The sequence below is a fragment of the Acetobacterium sp. MES1 genome, assembly GCF_002237635.1.
Classification (GTDB): domain Bacteria; phylum Bacillota; class Clostridia; order Eubacteriales; family Eubacteriaceae; genus Acetobacterium; species Acetobacterium wieringae.
Window position 1 is genome coordinate 65932 of record NZ_MJUY01000047.1, and the last position, 18378, is coordinate 84309.

11 protein-coding genes are annotated in these 18378 nt (G+C 45.8%); 1 reads left to right on the forward strand and 10 read right to left on the reverse strand.

The window, feature by feature from the left end; all coding sequences use genetic code 11:
* Nucleotides 1-351: 351 nt before the first annotated feature.
* From BI182_RS12535 to BI182_RS12560, 6 genes are all read right to left on the reverse strand, one after another.
* Nucleotides 352-996 carry a helix-turn-helix transcriptional regulator gene (locus BI182_RS12535; RefSeq protein ID WP_070371867.1) on the reverse strand — a complete coding sequence of 215 codons (645 nt, stop codon included), beginning with the start codon at nt 994-996 and terminating at the stop codon, nt 352-354.
* Between the two features lie 118 nt (nt 997-1114).
* A complete protein-coding gene (locus BI182_RS12540; RefSeq protein ID WP_286808354.1) occupies nt 1115-1498 on the reverse strand; it encodes a Rid family detoxifying hydrolase in 384 nt (127 codons plus the stop codon).
* A gap of 105 nt (nt 1499-1603) precedes the next feature.
* Nucleotides 1604-2242, reverse strand: coding sequence for an ABC transporter ATP-binding protein (locus BI182_RS12545; RefSeq protein ID WP_286808356.1), 639 nt, complete (start codon nt 2240-2242; stop codon nt 1604-1606).
* Complete coding sequence (locus tag BI182_RS12550) at nt 2227-3000, reverse strand: ABC transporter permease (protein ID WP_286808358.1); 774 nt, start codon at nt 2998-3000, stop codon at nt 2227-2229. Before BI182_RS12550 ends, BI182_RS12545 begins: the two co-directional genes overlap by 16 nt.
* A complete protein-coding gene (locus tag BI182_RS12555; protein ID WP_286808359.1) occupies nt 2990-3988 on the reverse strand; it encodes an ABC transporter substrate-binding protein in 999 nt (332 codons plus the stop codon). The genes BI182_RS12550 and BI182_RS12555 overlap by 11 nt, the downstream gene beginning before the upstream one ends.
* Nucleotides 3989-4006: 18 nt before the next feature.
* Nucleotides 4007-4243 (reverse strand): TM1266 family iron-only hydrogenase system putative regulator, encoded by a 237-nt coding sequence (locus tag BI182_RS12560; protein WP_228882341.1) that lies wholly within the window; start codon nt 4241-4243, stop codon nt 4007-4009.
* A 476-nt stretch (nt 4244-4719) separates the two neighbouring features.
* Here BI182_RS12560 and BI182_RS12565 point away from each other — a divergent pair, with 476 nt between their 5' ends.
* A complete protein-coding gene (locus BI182_RS12565; RefSeq protein ID WP_286808362.1) occupies nt 4720-6486 on the forward strand; it encodes a S8 family serine peptidase in 1767 nt (588 codons plus the stop codon).
* A 75-nt stretch (nt 6487-6561) separates the two neighbouring features.
* Here BI182_RS12565 and BI182_RS12570 read toward each other — a convergent pair whose 3' ends face one another.
* The 4 genes from BI182_RS12570 to trpS form a co-directional block, all read right to left on the reverse strand.
* Nucleotides 6562-10029, reverse strand: a complete 3468-nt coding sequence (locus BI182_RS12570; RefSeq protein WP_286808364.1) for an FtsX-like permease family protein — start codon at nt 10027-10029, stop codon at nt 6562-6564.
* A gap of 169 nt (nt 10030-10198) precedes the next feature.
* Nucleotides 10199-13891, reverse strand: a complete 3693-nt coding sequence (gene addA, locus BI182_RS12575; protein WP_286808365.1) for a helicase-exonuclease AddAB subunit AddA — start codon at nt 13889-13891, stop codon at nt 10199-10201.
* Nucleotides 13875-17225 carry a PD-(D/E)XK nuclease family protein gene (locus BI182_RS12580; RefSeq protein ID WP_070371857.1) on the reverse strand — a complete coding sequence of 1117 codons (3351 nt, stop codon included), beginning with the start codon at nt 17223-17225 and terminating at the stop codon, nt 13875-13877. The genes addA and BI182_RS12580 overlap by 17 nt, the downstream gene beginning before the upstream one ends.
* Before the next feature lie 97 nt (nt 17226-17322).
* Nucleotides 17323-18333, reverse strand: a complete 1011-nt coding sequence (gene trpS, locus BI182_RS12585) for a tryptophan--tRNA ligase (RefSeq protein ID WP_070371856.1) — start codon at nt 18331-18333, stop codon at nt 17323-17325.
* Between the last annotated feature and the right edge of the window lie 45 nt (nt 18334-18378).

Consider the following 18378-nt stretch of genomic DNA (forward strand, 5'->3'; position numbering starts at 1 on the left):
TTTTCTTGTTTGTAATATCAATATTATATGCTATTTTAAAAGATTTGTAAATTCTCTCACCTGGAGCTCAATTGAAACAAGATTTCCTTAAGACTCAATTCTCCATCTTCATAACAGCTTTTTCTCCGTCAAAAAAGGAAAAACCTCAGGCTAAGCCTGAGGTCTTCCTGGAAATTATTGTGAAAATGAGAATTATTGATATCAATATAACATCTTTCAGGCAAAAAGTAAACGATTAAATAAAAATAATTTTATTTTTATTCTGATTAAGAATAACCTTAACCATTTTAACGTTGCGTTTATCATTTTAACCGTTACCCATATAATTAAAATCGTCGCTGCTTACTACAATCATTTTTTTGTTGCTGAAAGATAACGATACAGAGTCGGCACCGATACCCCCATACACTTGGCCAAATACCAGACCGTGCCCTTAACCGAAAAAGTACCCATCTCATTGAGTTTTCCGACCAGTTCAATTTTTTCATCCTTGGATAAAGACTTCAGTTTTTTCAACAGATCCCGGGAGATGTGATTTAAATTATTGTCGACCAATTCTTTGACATCAATGTTTATTTTATCCGGGCCTTTTTCTTGTTCAGCGGTCTCTACGAGCGGTGGCCGGATCATCTTATCCAAGAGTTCTCTGGCGGCAATTAAGTCCTGGCAATCCGAGTTGATACAGATCATCCCGATTAAAACGTCATTTTCATCCTTAATAAACCATGATGCCGATTTAATTGATTCTTTCTTCTTGAATTTTTTGGGATCATTGTTCATATAGGGTACTTTTTTGTGCACTTCACTTCTGAGAATTCTCAGATTCGTTTCAGTAATCGGATCACCAACCTTCCGACCGCTGATATGGCCATTGCGAATCGCAATCACGGAATGATGCCAGTCCGTCAGATCATGAAGTACCACTTCCGTATTATCGCCCATAAAATCGGCTAAAAAATCTACCAGTGACACATAGTTCTGCAATTTTTTGTTCAAACTTCCCCTCGCTTTTTTCATCGTCACATTCAGTCAATAAGATACCCATGATCATTTGCCGAAACGGCATGACCATGGGCGTTTAAATTATTCGATCTGTTTTTCAGCATTAGTAATCTTATTTTACAGCAATGGCTTCAATTTCGAAAAGTGCTGCCTTGGGCAAAGCCGCTACCTGCATACAGGAACGGGCAGGATACTCTGCCTGGCCTTCAAAGAATTCGGCATAAATGTCATTGACCACCCCAAAATCAGCCATATTTGCCAGAAACACCGTGGTTTTAACAATATCTCGCCGACTGAATCCAGCCTCTTCCAAAACAGCATTCAAATTGTCCAAACCTCGTTTAGCCTGCTCCGCTACGCCTTCTGCCAATTCACCGGTTTCCGGAATCAGACCCAACTGACCCGACGTGTATAAGGTATCCCCCACTAAATAAGCGTGTGAATATGGCCCTACTGCCGCCGGGGCTTTCTTCGCAATTATTGCTTTTTTATTCATATTGACTTCTCCTTAAATTAGTTTTTTGCCTATCGATTCAGTTTAACATACGACTAAACAATTTTCACCAGGTAACTCCATTCAATTTAAATATTTTGATTACAATCAAACCCGGATTTCTCTGCTGAGCAGCTGAACCGGTTTGTCAGAAAAGGTCAACACTTCCTGAGCCAAGCGACTGATTTCATCTTCATTGTGACTGACAAAAATCACCGTCCGTTTGTCTTGGGCCCAGATCTTTGAAAAATCGTCGATCAAACGATTTTTAAGCGCACAGTCCAGACTGCTAAAGGGTTCATCCATCAGCAGCAATTCGGAAGGGTATAAAAACGCCCGGGCAATCGAAACCCGCTGGCGCATCCCACCACTGAGTTCCGAAGGATAATGGTCTCCCGCTCTTGCCAGACCTACCAATTCCAACATCGCATCGATGTCGGCATCATGAAGACTCGGCTTCTTAATCGATTTTTCTTTAAAGACAAAGCGCAGATTTTCCCGCACGGTTCGCCAGGGCAGCAAGCGGGGCTCCTGAAAAATATACGAGATCGACTGAAAGTTAATTCCTGCTATGGTTCCACAATCAGGTTGTTCCAGACCACTACAAAGATTGAGTAGGGTGGTTTTGCCAGCCCCGGAGGGCCCGAGAATACCAGTTATTTTATTTTTTTTAATCACCAGATTGAAGTTCTCAAAAATAGTCTCTGCCCCATATTTTTTACTGAGGTTTGTTATGACAATGGACATTGGCCCTCCTCCTTTCGATTATTTCCAATCACATGGAGGGTGATCTTTTCAATGGCAAGGCTACAGATCACGATGACAAGTGTCCAGGAAAACAACAAATCGGTTTCCAGATATATTTTGGCATAATACAGATTCATCCCGATGGATGGCAAGGCATTGGCCAGCACTTCAGCGGTAACGGTAACCTTCCAGCCCAGACCGATGGCATTCATCAGTGCTGAAACCGCAAACGGTTTAACCGACGGTATATAAATATCCCGGATTATTTTAGTTTGATCTACATTATAAATTCTAGCCATCTCCAACAGCTTTTTATCGGTGGTTCTCACCCCCTGTACCACATTAGTCCAAGTGACTGGAAAACAGATCAGAAAGGTGACTACTAGCGGTACCACCCCCGAGGCAATCCACAAATTAATCAGAATAATCACCGAAACCACGGGCAACGATTTGATGGTACTGACAAACGGATTCATGATCTCATAAAAAGCTTTGTTGAGTCCGCCAGCCAGACCCAACACCAGACCCAGCGCTACTGAAATAAAAACCCCTCCAAAAACCCGTAGCAGGGTTGCCCCGATACTCACAAAAAACTCAAAATCCCCTGCCAGGATAATCACACCTTCAAGGGTTTTAAGCGGCGATGGCAGCACCAGTGGGCTATCGACCCACCAGGCTGCCAGGGCCCAAAGAAGCACCCAAAAAATGGCGACTCCTATTTTTTTTATGATCGTATTGAACGGTCTTTTATTTTCCAAGAACGTAGAACTCTTCACCAGGAACTTTTCCTCCAACAGCTTTTGGTTCAAAACCGGCTAATATCGTGTAGTATTCATTTAAAGACTGCTGAGCCTCTTTAACTGGAATAAAGACAATATTACAATTGGGAATCGCTTTCTCAGCCAGGGACGCATCGGTCATGATCCCAGCTGCCACAATATTTTTCGCCCCTTCGGCCGGGTTCTCATTGACTGAATCAATTGAGGCTTCGTAGGCTTCCAGGAATTTCTTTAGTACCTCAGGGTTCGCTTCAGCCCACTCTTTATTAACAACCAATGTTGTCATCTGCAGTTGCGAACCGTTGCTGGCCGCTTCCCAGGCTTCTGACATATCCACAGCGATTTTGATATTCGGTTTTTTTGTTGTAATCGTCGTCACAAACGGTTCCGGAATCATCGCAATGGTGGCCTGTCCAGCCGCCAATTGTGTGACTGCTTCACTGTGTTCCGCCACATAATTAATAGTGACATCAACACCTGGTGTCAAGCCATTTTTTTCCAGTAAGTAATTCAGCACATATTCCGGGGTTGAGCCCTGTCCGCTGGCAACAATGGTTTTTCCTTTTAAATCAGCGATACTGGCTACCCCAGCGGTTTCATCAGCAACGATATAAAGCACGCCCAAGGTGTTGACCGATCCCAGAACAACCTGTCCCTCAGTTTTATTAAACAACACTGCGCCCAGGTTGCTGGGCAGGGCGGCCAGCTGAAATTCTCCGCTGATCACACTGGCCGTCAGTTGATCCGGTGCACCGGCCACAGTAAATTCGGTGGTCACATTTTCTCCCAGATTGACGCCGTTAACAATCATTTCGGCCATTCCCATTCCAGTTGGTCCTGCCAGAGTTCCAACCTTAACAGTTTGTGGTTCTGCTGGCTTTGCCTGACAAGCAGTAAAAGCCAGGATCATCCCCATCATCAAGCCAGCCAGCACAATCATTTTCTTTGTGTTCATTTTTTTAATCATTTTCTTCTTCATCCTTTACTAAAACTCTTTTTTTGAAACAGTTAATTTTGAATGCACTTCTTTTAATTTACCCAACTGACCGTTTAAAGAATTTATCTCGTCCATATTACCGCATAAGGTGACGCAAACAATGGAGATGCCTTTATCCGAAAGTGGTAAGCCCATCCGACCAATGACCAGCGATTGATAGGATGCAATAATCCGATTAAACGCTTCCTGAACTTCCTGTGGATTTTCTAAAATTGCAGTTAGCACCGCTACACGTTCGATGTTCGATCACTCCTTTCAAATTACTCAAAAAAACTTCCTGTTAAACAGGAAGGCAGCAATAAAACAATCTGCTGATGCAGATTTGAATTTTAAACTAATTCCTTCCAAATCAGAACTTCTTTTTTGTCAGGTAAACACATTCAATTGTAATCATTTTAACATTTATATAGTTTATTTAAAAGAAAAAGAAGCTGTAAAAATTCGATTTTCGATTCATATTTCGAAAAATACCGGCTTGCGTATTGATGCTTCTTTTCTTTTGATGAAACGACAGTTCGTCTTAATAAACCAATTCGCAAGCCAGGCTTATAAATTTCAAAATCATCCCTCATTTCGACTTCATTATGCAGTAAAAATAAGGTAATCACGGGATAATTGTGCTACAATTATTTTATAAGTATTTTGAGTTGTTACTCTGAATTCGTGTTGTGGCAACTAGATAAATATCCAAGGAGAGTTCCATGAAACCAAAAACGAAACACCTACTGTGTTTGTTTAGCATTGTGCTGTCAATGTTTTTTCTGCCAGCCCCAATCCTAGCCAATGAATCAACTAAAACAGTTGCTATAAACAATCCCAGTGAAGTGAGTGGGGAAGCGCAAATGACTATCAATACCCTGTCCGAAATTCCTGATGTGGACAGCACCGGAAACATCGATTCGCAGGTCGTAATCATTTACAAAAATACCAGTCCCTTAAATGTTCAAAGTCTGTCTTTATCGACCAATGAGGTTGTCTCCGGCGAAACGATCTCAGATCGAGTTGATGTTTTAGAGGTAAAAAGCGATGTCGACATCGATGCCTTTATTAAAACCATCAATGAAAACCCCAATGTTCTGGTGGCCGATCGCAATTGTATCTTAAGAACCTATGACCTGCCAAACGATCCGTATGTAACCGATGGGAGCGCCTGGCAGTTTGTAAGCATTGGCGCTGATCAAACCTGGGATCAGGTAGCCAATTCTGAAACCGTTGGTATCGCTGTTTTAGACACCGGTTTAAATACCAGCCATCCCGATCTGGTTGGCCGAATCATTGCCGGTTATGACTATGTCAACAAGAGCGATGCGGTAACGGATCAAGATGGTCACGGTACCCTGGTCAGCGGTTTTATTGCCGCTACTGCCAATAACGGCATCGGTCTTTCTGGTGTCGCTGGCACCGCCAATATAAAGATTGCCCCCTACCGGGTCGGAACCAAGGGTCTCTCGGTGGCCAATATCTGCGCTGCTCTGATGGATGCTGCTGATCGCTCTGATATTAAAGTCATTAATATGAGTTATGGCGGTTATGAATACAATAACAGCGAGGCTGCCGCTATTGCATACGCCAAAGACCGGGGCAAGGTTCTGGTTGCAGCAGCCGGAAATGAGGGAGAACCAACAGATCCGGAGGCCGGACTCCCTTCTTATCCAGCTTCCTACGATGGCGTTATTTCGGTGGCCGCTACCACTCGAACCAATGAGCGGGCTACCTTCTCCCAGTATAACAGCATGGTCGATCTGGCTGCTCCTGGTGAAAATGTCTATACGACCTCAATTTCTAATGGTTACAAAAGCGACAGTGGCACCTCTTTCTCTGCTCCGATTGTTGCCGGTGCCTGCGGCGTGTTGCTGGCTGCCAACGGTGATTTAAGTGCCCGCGATGTCGAAACGGCTCTAACAAGCACTGCGCTTGATCTGGGTGATCCTGGCAAAGATGATGCCTTCGGTTATGGTTTAATCCAGTTGGATCAGGCCTTACAAAAGGTTGTCACGGATAAACCTTTATCGGTCTTATATAAAACCCATATTCAAAATCTTGGCTGGGAACCGCTCTTTAAACGAAATGGCGAGCTCAGCGGCACTTCCGGTTTAGGTTACCGCCTGGAAGCCATTCAAATTCTCTTGGATAATCCTGGCTACGACCTGGGTATTGCCTATCAAACCCATATCCAGGACATCGGCTGGCAGGATTGGCGTTATGACGGCGAGCTCAGCGGTACGTCCGGAGCAGGATTACGGCTGGAAGCCATTCAGATTAAACTCACCGGCGCCGATGCCAATCAATTTGACCTCTACTACCGTACCCATGTTCAAAATTTGGGCTGGCTGAGTTGGGCAACTAACGGCGAACAATCCGGCTCCTCCGGCTACGGCTACCGCCTGGAAAGCATTGAGGTAAAAGTTGTTCCCAAAGGAACCCCCTTTGATACCTCCGGCGATTCGTTTATCACTAATCCGGTATAAAACACCCCCACAGATTGACAACAAATTTAAAGCCGACTGAAAATTTAAAACTTTCAGTCGGCTTTTTTGTCCAAATTATTCAATTGATTTGAGTGATTCCACCATGCTGATTCGCTTGATCAGTGGGGTCATTAGAATATTAACTATAAAGGTAAAAGCCAGTGTAAAGACCACCGAGTAAATAAAACTGGTTGGCTCAATTTCCCGGGCAAACATGGCAATATCGGTTTCCACGGTGTTGATGATAAACCCATCCAGCAGAACGCCTAAGAATAAACCAACCACGATCCCAATCGCCGAAAGGACAATGTTCTCCCGAAAAATATATTTGTATACTTCCATGTCATAGAAACCCAAGACCCGGATGGTCGCAATTTCCCGGACCCGTTCCGAAATATTTATGTTGGTGAGATTATAAAGCACCACCGCTGCCAACGCCCCCGCCGAAATAAGCATCACAACGACTACAATACTCAAACTGCTGAGGCTGTCTGATGATGATTTAACAATGTTTCCGGTAAAGTTCACTGCCACCACCCCATCTTTGGCCAGCCACTCATTGGCAATGGCATTTTCCAGGTCGGTATTGGTATCGGGAATATTAACGTAGGCCATATTCACCATCAATGGTTTTCCAAAGGCTTTTTCATAAACGGCTGGCGATAAGTAAAGATAATTTTCCAGATAATTTTCGGTGATGGCACCTAAAACCACCTCGTGACTTTCGTCATCATTGTAAATCCGGATCGTGTCCCCGACCTTAAGTCCCAGACTATTGGCAACTTTTTCCGATAAAACAGCACCAGCCGCTTCCAGATTAATGGCTTCTCCAGAACTTCTGTCCTGCAGGTGAATAAAATGATCAATCTTCGCCGCTGTTTCCGGTACAAACAGATAGGCAGCTTTACCACTCTCCGTTCCCGCTTTTTCAATGGTCATCTTGGACTGATGGGCCAGCATATTTTCACCAAAACGGCTATCACTATCCAGCATTTTTTTGAAATCTGCTTTTTCGGCCAGCGTTCCTTCATTTTTTAAAGCCATGTAGCCATCAAAAACGGTAATGTTCTCAAACTGCCGGGGGATCATCGAGAAGATTGCATCCTGAAGCCCGAACCCGGCTAGAATCAGGGCCGTGCACCCGGCGATCCCAATCACGGTCATAAAAAATCGACCCTTGTAACGCAGCAGATTACGGGCAGTCACTTTTTCAATAAAACCCAATCGTTTCCAGATAAACGGAATGCTTTCCAGAAAAATTCGTTTTCCGATTTTAGGAGCCTTGGGGCGCATCAACTCCGAAGGGTGTTCTTTGAGCTCATAATGGGTAACAATCACCGCCGCCGCCACCGTGCAGGAAATCGCAATTAAACAGGAAACGATAATCGGCAACCAGGGCGGTGCAATGACTAAATCGGGCACCTGATAAAGCAGACCATAGGCACTGGAAATTAGATACGGCAGCGTATTGATGCCGATAATTAAACCAATTGCAGAACCAATGCTACCTGCTAATAAGGCATAGATAAAAAACTTCGAGCCGATCTGATAATGCCGGTAACCCAGCGCTTTCAGAGTTCCAATCTGGGTTCGCTGTTCTTCCACCATCCGGGTCATGGTGGTAAAAGACACCAACGCTGCCACCAGTAGAAAAATAAGGGGAAAGACCCCTGAAATATTGTCAATCCGCTGGGCATCCTCACCATAGCTGGTATAGCCGGGGTTATCATCACGGTTGAACAGATACCATTTTCCAAATTCCAGATCGCCGATTTTCGCCTCTGCTTTGGCCAGCTCATTGGCTGCATTGGCCAGTTCGGCCTTACCCTCGGCCCGTTTCTGAACCAGCTGGGCTTCGCCATCAGCTAGCTCCCCCCAGCCAGCCTCTAATTTGGCCTGAGAAGCAATCAGGGTTCCCAGTCCCTCTTCCTTGCCCGCCTCGAAGGCAGCGATCCCGGCATTGAGCTGTTTCTTACTGTCGGCCAGTTTTGTCCATCCGGCCGACAACTGATTCTCACCATCGATTTTGGCCTGGGCCAGAGCAGCTTCTGCCTGGGGTAGCGTCGCTTCCAACTCGGCCAGCTGGATTCGCATCCCGTTTAGCTGGGCCTGAAAAGCATAAATATCATCGATCCCCTGCTGGATCTGATCTCTTCCAGCGTAAGCCTGGGATAAGCCCGCTTCGACTCCGGCAATCTGGCTGTTGATCTCAGCCAGTTGGGCTTCTAACGCAGCCAGCCGTTCCTGATAATCTGGAGCAGTCGGATCCAGGCTCTGAATCTGGCCTTCAACTCCGACCTGCAGCGCTTTAAGGTTTGCCAAGGCACTTTCACCCTGGGTAATCTGGTTTTCCAGCTCAGCCAGCTGAGCTTCCAAGTCCGGCAGTTGACCTGAAGGATCCTGGGCTTCCATTTGAGCAATACCGCTTTTTAACTCACTGATACCCTGGCGCAAGGTTTCCAGTTGGGCTTCCCCTGCCGCCAGTTCCTGTTTTAAGGTCGCGGCGCCATTAATCAGCTGAGCTTCACCCTGAACGATCTGATTCCGGGCGTCATCAAGCTGAGCCTGAGTCTGAGCGATGGTGAAGTAATACTCATCCCAGCCAGCACTGAGGGCTGCCTCGCCATCAACCAACTGGTTTCTGGCATCAGCCAAGCTAGCCTCACCTTGGGCGATCCCCGCATTAAATTGGGCTACCCCATCGTTGTACTTGACCCGGCCCTTATCCAGTTCAGCCTGAGCCTTGTCCATAATATCGCTGTAATTGATTTCCAGTTGTTCGATTCCCAACGCTTCCAGCTTATTTTCCAGGCTAACGATGGCTGACGCATATTCATCAGAATAGGGCTTAACCCCATCGACACTGGCCTGAGACAGGAGATAAACTTCAGTAAAACGTTCAAAGGCGAAATTTTCAACCGGAATGAACCCATAATAATCGACCTCCCCTCGACCAACCGAGGTACTACCCCGCTCGATGGAAACAAACTGGGGTGATCGGACAAAACCGACGATGGTGAATTGATCCCGTTTGATCGACTCGGAGAGGGCTTTATCGCCGACCTCCGGGAATAACTTAATGACTTCGCCCAGTTGATAAATATGGCTGGAAACCCCCATGCCTTTATCTTCCTGGGGCTGTTCCATCAGTATTTCTCCGGCGTTTTCCGGCAACCGCCCAGCCACCAGGACTGGCTGATTAAGGGTCTGATCCCTTTGGAAAGCCATCATTTTAATGACCGGTCGCTTGTCGCCCCGCTCAATGATTACATCTGCCGAATAGCTGGGCATTACGGTTGCCACCCCCGGGGTGTTCTTGATGGCCTCCACATCGGCTGGCAAAAAGCCATAGGTGGAAACCAGCCGCATGTCCATCAGTTGCTGGTTCTGATAGTACTCACTGACTGTGTGTTTCATGCTGGGGCCGGTTGTTTTAACCCCCACAAAAAAACAGATCCCCAGAGCAATAATGGCAACGATCGATAGAAAACGGTTCCTGGATTTTTTTATTTCTCTGAGTGTATCTTTTTGCAATGCTTTCATTGGACTGTCCTTTGTTATCATTATTTTATGTCCAACTCTGCCACCAATCGTACGTTAATATAATCTAGCTAAGTTAACTGCTAAGGCAAAGTAGAACCTGTTTATTTTTAATATTTTACCATGTTTTGATTAAGAAAACACCCAATTACGGGTAAAATAATTCGACCGCTCAGGGAATGCTGAGCGCTTCGTTCATGGTAATCAACGCGATTATTTTTTCCCCCACCGGAATTCCGGTTAATTCTGCCAGGGCTTGGGCATACAGATTGATCTGCGTTTCATAGCCATTAATGATCTCCTGGCGGGTATCTTTTAAATAATCTGTTTTATAATCGATGATCACCCATTGATTGGCTTCAATAAAGGCACAGTCAATAATTCCCTGAACAATGATCTTTTCAGAAATTCCCGCCCACTCTGCTCGTATTGCTGCCGGTGGGTAAGCAAAGTTAAACGGTATTTCCCGCCTGATTGTTTCAGCTGACAATAACCGGAGCCCCAGAGCTGAGGTATAAAACCGAACCAGGTTATCAATGCAGATGGTTCGGGCCAAAGCTTCTGGCAGAAATTCTTTTTGAATCAGGATTTCAATCTGGTTTGCCAGATATTTTTTTAGAAAGACCGACAGGGTCAGCTGGCCATTATTTAGCAATTCATCCCGAATCGGTTTTAAATCGACCACTTCCATCAACAGATGGAGGGCCGATCCCCGTTGCGCAGCGGTGAAATCCGTCTGTTTTTGTTCCAGAAATTTTGGTTTCTCCTGTTTTGGAGTAATCGTTCCAAGTCGTTTAGTCGGATCTGTCAAATCGCTTTTCTGATACGTTTTAACTTCGGTCACACTCATCTTACTGGGTAGTTCGTTCTCCGCTTTGGCCGGATAGCTAAAATCCAGGCGCTGGTAAATAGCCTCCCGGTCGGCCTGTGAAATGTAACGTGTTGCCTTATCTACTACTGCTTTCGGATCATCCCTCCCCGAATCATTCACTAGTGACCGATCAGCTGAATTCTGCTTGATTTCCGTGTTTTCGGTAAACCGATCAGCCTGATGATATACAATGCTAAAATCATCCAGCTCCCGATTGGACAGCGCCGGATCCCGGCCCGCCAATACGCCCATCATCACCCAATCCAGCAAACTGGCGGCATTGAGAAGGTGGTATTCGTCCGACTCGCTGTACCATTTTTGCCAGGCTTTTTCACAGTTCTTCACTGTTCCAACGATCACCAGCTTTTCTTCAGCTCGCGTCATCCCCACATACAGCAGCCGCATTTCTTCAGAAAGCATTTCGATGTTACTTTGGGCCTTGCAGACCTCCTTGGCCAGCGAATTATGTTTGTAGCGTTTTTCCAAATTGACATAGTCCGGGCAAATCCCCAGCTCTTTATGGAATAACACCTGGGCATAATTACTGCGCTTATTAAAGCCTTTTCCGATTCCGGTAAGAAAAACAATCGGAAATTCAAGCCCCTTACTTTTATGAATCGTCATCAGCCGAACCACCGCCTGATCATTACCAACCAGGGCTGGCGGCGAAATATCCTGTTTGTATTTCTTCATATTTTCAACAAAGCGGATGAATTGATACAGACCTTTAAGGGTCGATTTTTTATAATCGCCAGCCCGCTTCAACAAAATCCGTAAATTGCACTGCCGCTGTTCACCACCGGGCAAGGCCCCGACAAAAGCATAATAACCGGATTCCAGATAAATTTTCCAGAGAAAATCTTCCACTGGCATCAGCTTGGATTGATCGCGCCATTTTGTCAGTTTTTGATAAAAGGCAGCCAGTTTTTGCGCCAGCTCGTCAGCTTCAGTCTGAGCATAGGATTCCGCAGCCTGATAAAAAAATCCCTGAGGATGGGCAATCCGCAGCCGGGTACATTCGGTGGTGGTAAAATTGCCGATCGGTGAGGTCATAATACTCAGTAGCGGCAAATCCTGATGCTGATTGTCCATCAGGTTCAGCAAGTTTAGAATCATCGTGATTTCCAGCGACTCGTAATAATTGGTACCGCCGTCGAAATAGGTGGGAATCCCCATTTCGCTGAAAACTTTGAGATAGACATCTCCTCTTCCGACGACACTGCGCATCAGCACTCCAAAATCACCATAACCGATGACCCGTTCCTGATTATGGCGAGTATCAAAAAAGGTTGTGCCAACCAACGCTTGAATTTGCCTGGCCACAAAACGGGCCTCCACTTCGACAGCCGTCAGATTTTCCTGTTCCACTTGATCAAAAGCCTCACGATCACCATCCTCGGTTTCCTGCTGCTGCTCTTCAATGATATGGATCTCGGTTTTTTGATAGGGCCCTTCATGGGGCAGACCCTTGTTAAGCCGAGCCTGTTCATCATAATTGACTTCCCCCAGTCCGGCACTCATGACTTTCTCAAAAACAGCATTGACGCTGTTGATCACCCCCTGGGCTGATCGGAAATTCTGATTAAGGGTCACCAGACGATTATTGGGGTCTTCATCCCGACCAAAACGTTCATACTTGCCGATAAAAATAGTTGGATCAGCCAAACGAAAGCGGTAGATGCTTTGTTTAACATCCCCGACCATAAAATAATTATTATCCCGAACAATTTGCTGGAGGATGGTTTCCTGCATTTCATTGGTGTCCTGATATTCATCCAGAAAAATATAGCGATAGCGGGAGCGAACCTCTGCCGCCACATCCGGATCCATCAGAATCTTAAGGGTCAGCTGCTCCAGGTCATTGTAATCGACGAGGTTTTTCCGGGCTTTCTGGGCCTGAAAGGCCGCCCAAAATTTTTCGGTCAGTGCCACCAGATCGGCCATCGGTTTTTTCAGATCATTAAGCTCCTGAACCATCTCCTCCAGATTGATGGCAAAACGTTTCTGCAGTTTTGCGATACAGCTCTTGGCTTCATCCCGATATTTTTTAATTTGCTCATTATGTTCCTTATTCTCTTTGGCCGACCCTTTAAAGCGCTCATAGCTAAGATTTTTTAACGCTTCCAGCCCCGCAACCAGATCGTCTTGTAGCGCTTTTTTTAGGGAATTTAGCATCGCCTCTTCACTTATCATCTGCTCATGGGTTTTCTCAAAACCGGCAGCCGTACTAAGGTCTCTGGCTTTCATGGCGGCATCCATGGCCCCCTGAAGCTCGGTTTTAATTATTTTTTTCAAGGCCTTACCCCACACCGATGTTTTCAGGCTTTTCTGATCGCAATCAAACAATGTCAAGGCCTGACGACTCCAGCTCCCGGGATTTGGCTGGGTGGCCAGAAAACGGTAGAGGGTTTCCACTGTGTCTTTTAATGCCTGATCATTTTTATTGCCACTGTATTTTTCGATCAGATCCAGAAAATCAATATCCCGATCATTTTGTTTCTGATTTATTTCCAGGCTCTGCTCGGACGCTTCTGAATCTCTCCGGGCGATGGCTTGCTGGTATTCTTCTTCAAAGACCTCTTCCAGAGCCTCTTTTTGCATCAATGCCATTTCCGTATCATTGCCAATGGCAAAACCCGGGTCAATGTCACCCTTATGAAAATACTGGCGTAAAACGCTAAGACAAAAAGAATGCAGGGTGGAAATGGAAGCCCCCCCTAAACTATTTATTTGCTTCATTAAAAAGCTGCGGTCATTTTGGGGGTTTTCCAATTCCCGGGCCAAAGCCTGACTCAGACGATTTTTCATTTCGCCAGCAGCCCCCCGGGTAAAGGTCAGAATGAGCAGCTCATCAACACCAACCTTTTCTTCCAGAATAATGCGTATAATCCGCTGGATCAGCAGTGCTGTTTTACCTGATCCGGCGGCAGCAGAAACCAACATGTTGCTTTCCCGGTTTTCGATTGCTTCTAACTGATCACTGGTCCACTTCATTGCCTTCTCCTTCCCGGATTAGTGTAAAGAACTGTTCTTTTTTCATCGCTGATTTCAGCACCTCATACCCGCCCTGGCTGATCGCCTCGTCAAACTGGCAGATGCCTTTGTAATCGCAATACTGACAGGCATAGTCTGCACCTTTTTTATAGGGCCGGATCTTTATATCACCCTGATAAATATTTTTAATTTGACGGATTACGGTTTTTCGGACGTAGTCGATAATGTCCGTAAATTCGTCCTGTTTAAGTTTGAATTCCGACCGGTATACTGGCAAAATGTCCGATGTTTTAGCATCAGCATCATGATCCATGGCGGCAATGACCAGATCATCATCCAACAGCAGCCCATTAAGCTTAAAGGACTTGTTAATGGCTGCCTGAACATTCTCGCCAAAATCCAGCCGAGGCATCGGATCATCCACATAAAAGTAGAAGGTTCCACCAGGCAGGATCTCCTCAGCCGGGATAACGGTCATCGCCCCGTCGAGATAGACCAGCAGTTGGAGCGAAAGACCATAATAAATGTCATCGTAACCCAGTTTCTTACTGCCAGTTTTATAATCAATCACCTTGACCCAGGTGTGGCCGTCTTTTTGATAGAGGTCCAACCGGTCAATTTTGCCGTAAATTTTGACCTCACCCAGTTTGGCATCCGGTAGGCTTAACTCCTGTTCAAAGCAGAACTCAGTAGCCTGGGGTTCAAAATCCCCGGCACACAGTTGTTGCACCAGAATGTCAATCGACTTTTTACCCACCCGTTCCAGTTTTTTGCCTAAATACTGGTTTTGGCCAGTGCTGTTAAAAACATTGGTTTTGATCTGCGGCAGGCAGCTTTCCAGCACCTCTTCCAGCAGGGTATCCCGTTTGATTTTTGGCAGGGTACGCAGATCAAGTTGCTGCTCCCGTACAGCCCTAAAAAAACCGTCAATCAGTTCATGAAGCAGGGTACCAATTTCTGGCGCTGCAATCGTATAAATAGGCCGCCCCTCCGGTTTTAAACCATATCGGACATAATGGGAAAAGGGGCATTGACGGTGGGTTTCCAGTCGGGTAATACTGGTTCGAAGATTTTTACCGTAAAGCGCAGCAGCCTCTGTTCCGGTCATGGCCTGAGAAACTCCGGCATAGTTCAGGGCCTGCATCAGATTGTCAATGTTTTTTCGGTAGGCCGGATTGTTTTGATACCAGTCTAGTACTTCTGCCCACAGTACCCTTTCCTGCTGGGTCGCACTAGACTCGGTCTGGCTTTTACGGAGGTAATTGACCAGGTGCCACAGGGTCGCATCGGGAGTACTGAGGCTGTTCCAGAACGCTGCTACCCCATCAGTAAGGGTTGAGATGATCTCAATTGTCGGAAAGATTCCCAGAATCTGGCTGACCAGAATACTGGGCTGCTGACTGTTGCCTTCCAGATCGGCTAAAGCCCAATGGAGGACCAACCGGGACTGTGGTTTTGTCAACAGATCATAAACCAGAAACCGTTCCTGATCCATCTGAAAACTGCGATTGTTTTGCAGCCAGATCTGGTTCGCCCCAAGAATCTGCCGTTCCAGATCTGAAAAAAGATTGGGCTCGCTCCCAGCGCCGGGAATTTTACCTTCGTTCAGACCAAAAACAATCAGAACCTCAAAAGCCGAGCTACGACTCCGGCGTAGATCAGTGATGCTGACATAGTCCCGATAGGGTGGAATAATCCCCAACTGATAGCCCTGAAATCCGCTTTTTAAGATCCGCAAATATTCTTCACCAGTCACTTCATCACTTCCCATGGTTTCGACAATCTGATCAAAGACTTCCATTAGAATATTCCAAATCTGGTGATAAATCTCCATCGCTTCATAATTTTGTTCCTGTAAAAGTTGTTCCACCAGGGCCTCAATTTTTTCCGGGGTTTTGATTGTGACCAGAAATTCATAGAGGGTTCGGGTATAATCCTGGCAGGTTTGTCCAGCCTTGAGCGCTGCTTTGAGCTGAGCCAGGGGAGTAATTAGTTTAACCCGCAACGCATTCAGACTTACAAGTTCCAGAGCCGAATTCTGGCTGATTTTGGAAAATTCCTGCTCCCATTGTTTGCCCCGGATGCCAAACTCCAAAGCATAGTTTTCCAGATCTTCACATTCAGACAGGGAAATCGGTGAAAACCCGGTTTTAACAAAACCAATAACATCATCAAGCCGGTAGTTACTCTGGATCGCCTCCAACGCTGTCACCACTGCTTCGACCAGATGATTATCGCCAATGGCCCGGAGATCATCCATGAAAAAGGGAATCTGATATTGCGCAAAAATGCGCTTAATAATGCTGCCGTATTCGTCCAGATCACCGGCCAGAACCACTATATCACGAAAGGACAGCCCCTCTTCCCGGATCAACTCAAGAATCGTGTGGGCACCCATTTCCACCTCTTCCCAGGTATTCTGGCATTGGATCAAGCTGATTTGATGGACTGCTTCCAGGTATTTCAGCTTGGGATAGGCAAAAAGATTGGCTTCGAGGTGAGCAAGCTCCGGTTTTTTTTGATGCACACTAGAAATCTTTTCCACCTTAAATGAAACCTGGGCCCGAGCCCCGATTGCTTTGATGGCGTCCATGGTAGTGGCTGTTAAGTGAAACACTTCTAGATCCCTGGCAACGGGATTGGGATCCCAGGGCAAGGCAATATGGATTTCTGTGGCTGTTTCCAGCAGATTTCCAATCATCCGGTAATCCTGGGCTGAGAAATTCTGAAAACCATCAATCCAGATTTCACTATCTTTAAGAAATTCTGCCGTTGGTATTTTTCCACAAACAAAATTACGTAAGTCTTCTTCGTCTTTACGATCATTTCCCAATAATTCCTGAAAATGGCGATAGATTTTAATCACATCTCCCAATTTTTGAGGCATGATCCCCTGATTCAGGCGCTTTCTCGTTTCTTCCAGATTTTCCGGTGAGATCTCATTCTGCTTAAGCTCACCAATCAGATCTGCTATGTTTAGCAGAAAACCGGGTTTCTTCACGCTCGATCGATAAATGGTTAATTGTTCCTGAATGTCTCCCAGGGTTTTTTGCAGCAGCATATTTTTACCGTGGCTGTCCATATAGGTCTTGGTCAGTCCACCGGTTTCCTGAAGTACCCGATTTTCCAGCCGTTTGGGACTCAGCACTTCGACATCAAGCAACCCGGACAACCGATTGGCCTTGATCAGGGCTTCTTCGGCACCCAGCGTAAACTGCTCCGGTACCACTAAATATAGCTTTTCTTTACCTGCATCCAGGGCTGCACCAATCTGGCGATAGACTTCCTCACTCAAACGCTGAGATTGCCGGCCGACGATCATTGTAATTCCCATCCGTTTTTCCTTTCTGAATTTCTCCCTCTTAATTATCCGCTATTTTAAAAAATCACCATCCCTTTTTGGAAGATGGTGATCAAAACTGTCCTGAATATTATACGGTCACAAAACCTACTTTTTTGCGCACCTTTGACAGGGTTCGCCAGGCAATCTGGGAGGCCTTTTCGGCATGAACATGCATAATCTGTTCCAGATAAGCCTTTTCACCGAGTAACCGGTGATACTCGTTTTGAACTGGCAAAAGGGTATCGGCGACCGTTTCGCCGACGGCCAGCTTGAAATCTCCATAGCCCTTGCCATCAAATTCCCGGGTGACTTCTTCCAGACTTTTTCCGGTGGCACAGGAATAAATTTCCATTAAATTAGAAACCCCAGGTTTTTCTTCACGATTATGATAGACAGCCATATCCGAATCGGTAACGGCTCGTTTAAACTTCTTGACAATCGTTTTAGAGTCATCCAACAACGAAATAAAGGCATTGGCATTTTCATCCGATTTGGACATTTTTCGATTTGGTTCCTGAAGACTCATAATCCGAGCTCCCGACTCGCCAAAATACGCTTCCGGCACCTTAAAGACGTTACCAAAATTCTGATTGAAACGAATGGCAATGTCCCGGGCCAGTTCCACATGCTGACGCTGGTCGTTGCCCACCGGCACCAGATCGGTTTGATAAAGTAAAATATCTGCGGCCATCAGCACCGGATAGTCAAACAAGCCAACCCGGATGTTTTCCCCCTGCTTTTGGGATTTGTCTTTAAATTGCGTCATGCGGCTCAGTTCGCCCATATAGGTTGAACAATTTAGAATCCAGGCCAGCTCTGAATGCTCCGGTACCATTGATTGCACATAAAGGATCGATTTTTCCGGGTCAATCCCCAGGGCTAACAGCAGCGCAATCGATTCATAAGTCCGTCTGCGTAAATCGGCCGGGTTCTGGGGCATGGTGATGGCATGCAGATCAACCACACAAAAAAGGCTACGATAGTCCTCCTGCATCTTTACCCAGTTTTTCATGGCGCCAAAATAATTGCCAATGGTAAAGGTTCCCGATGGTTGGATGCCGCTATATACTATTTTTTTTACTGGTGCTTCTGTTGTCATAGTTACTCCTTATTTTAATGGCAGGTCATTCTTGGTTTTCGACCA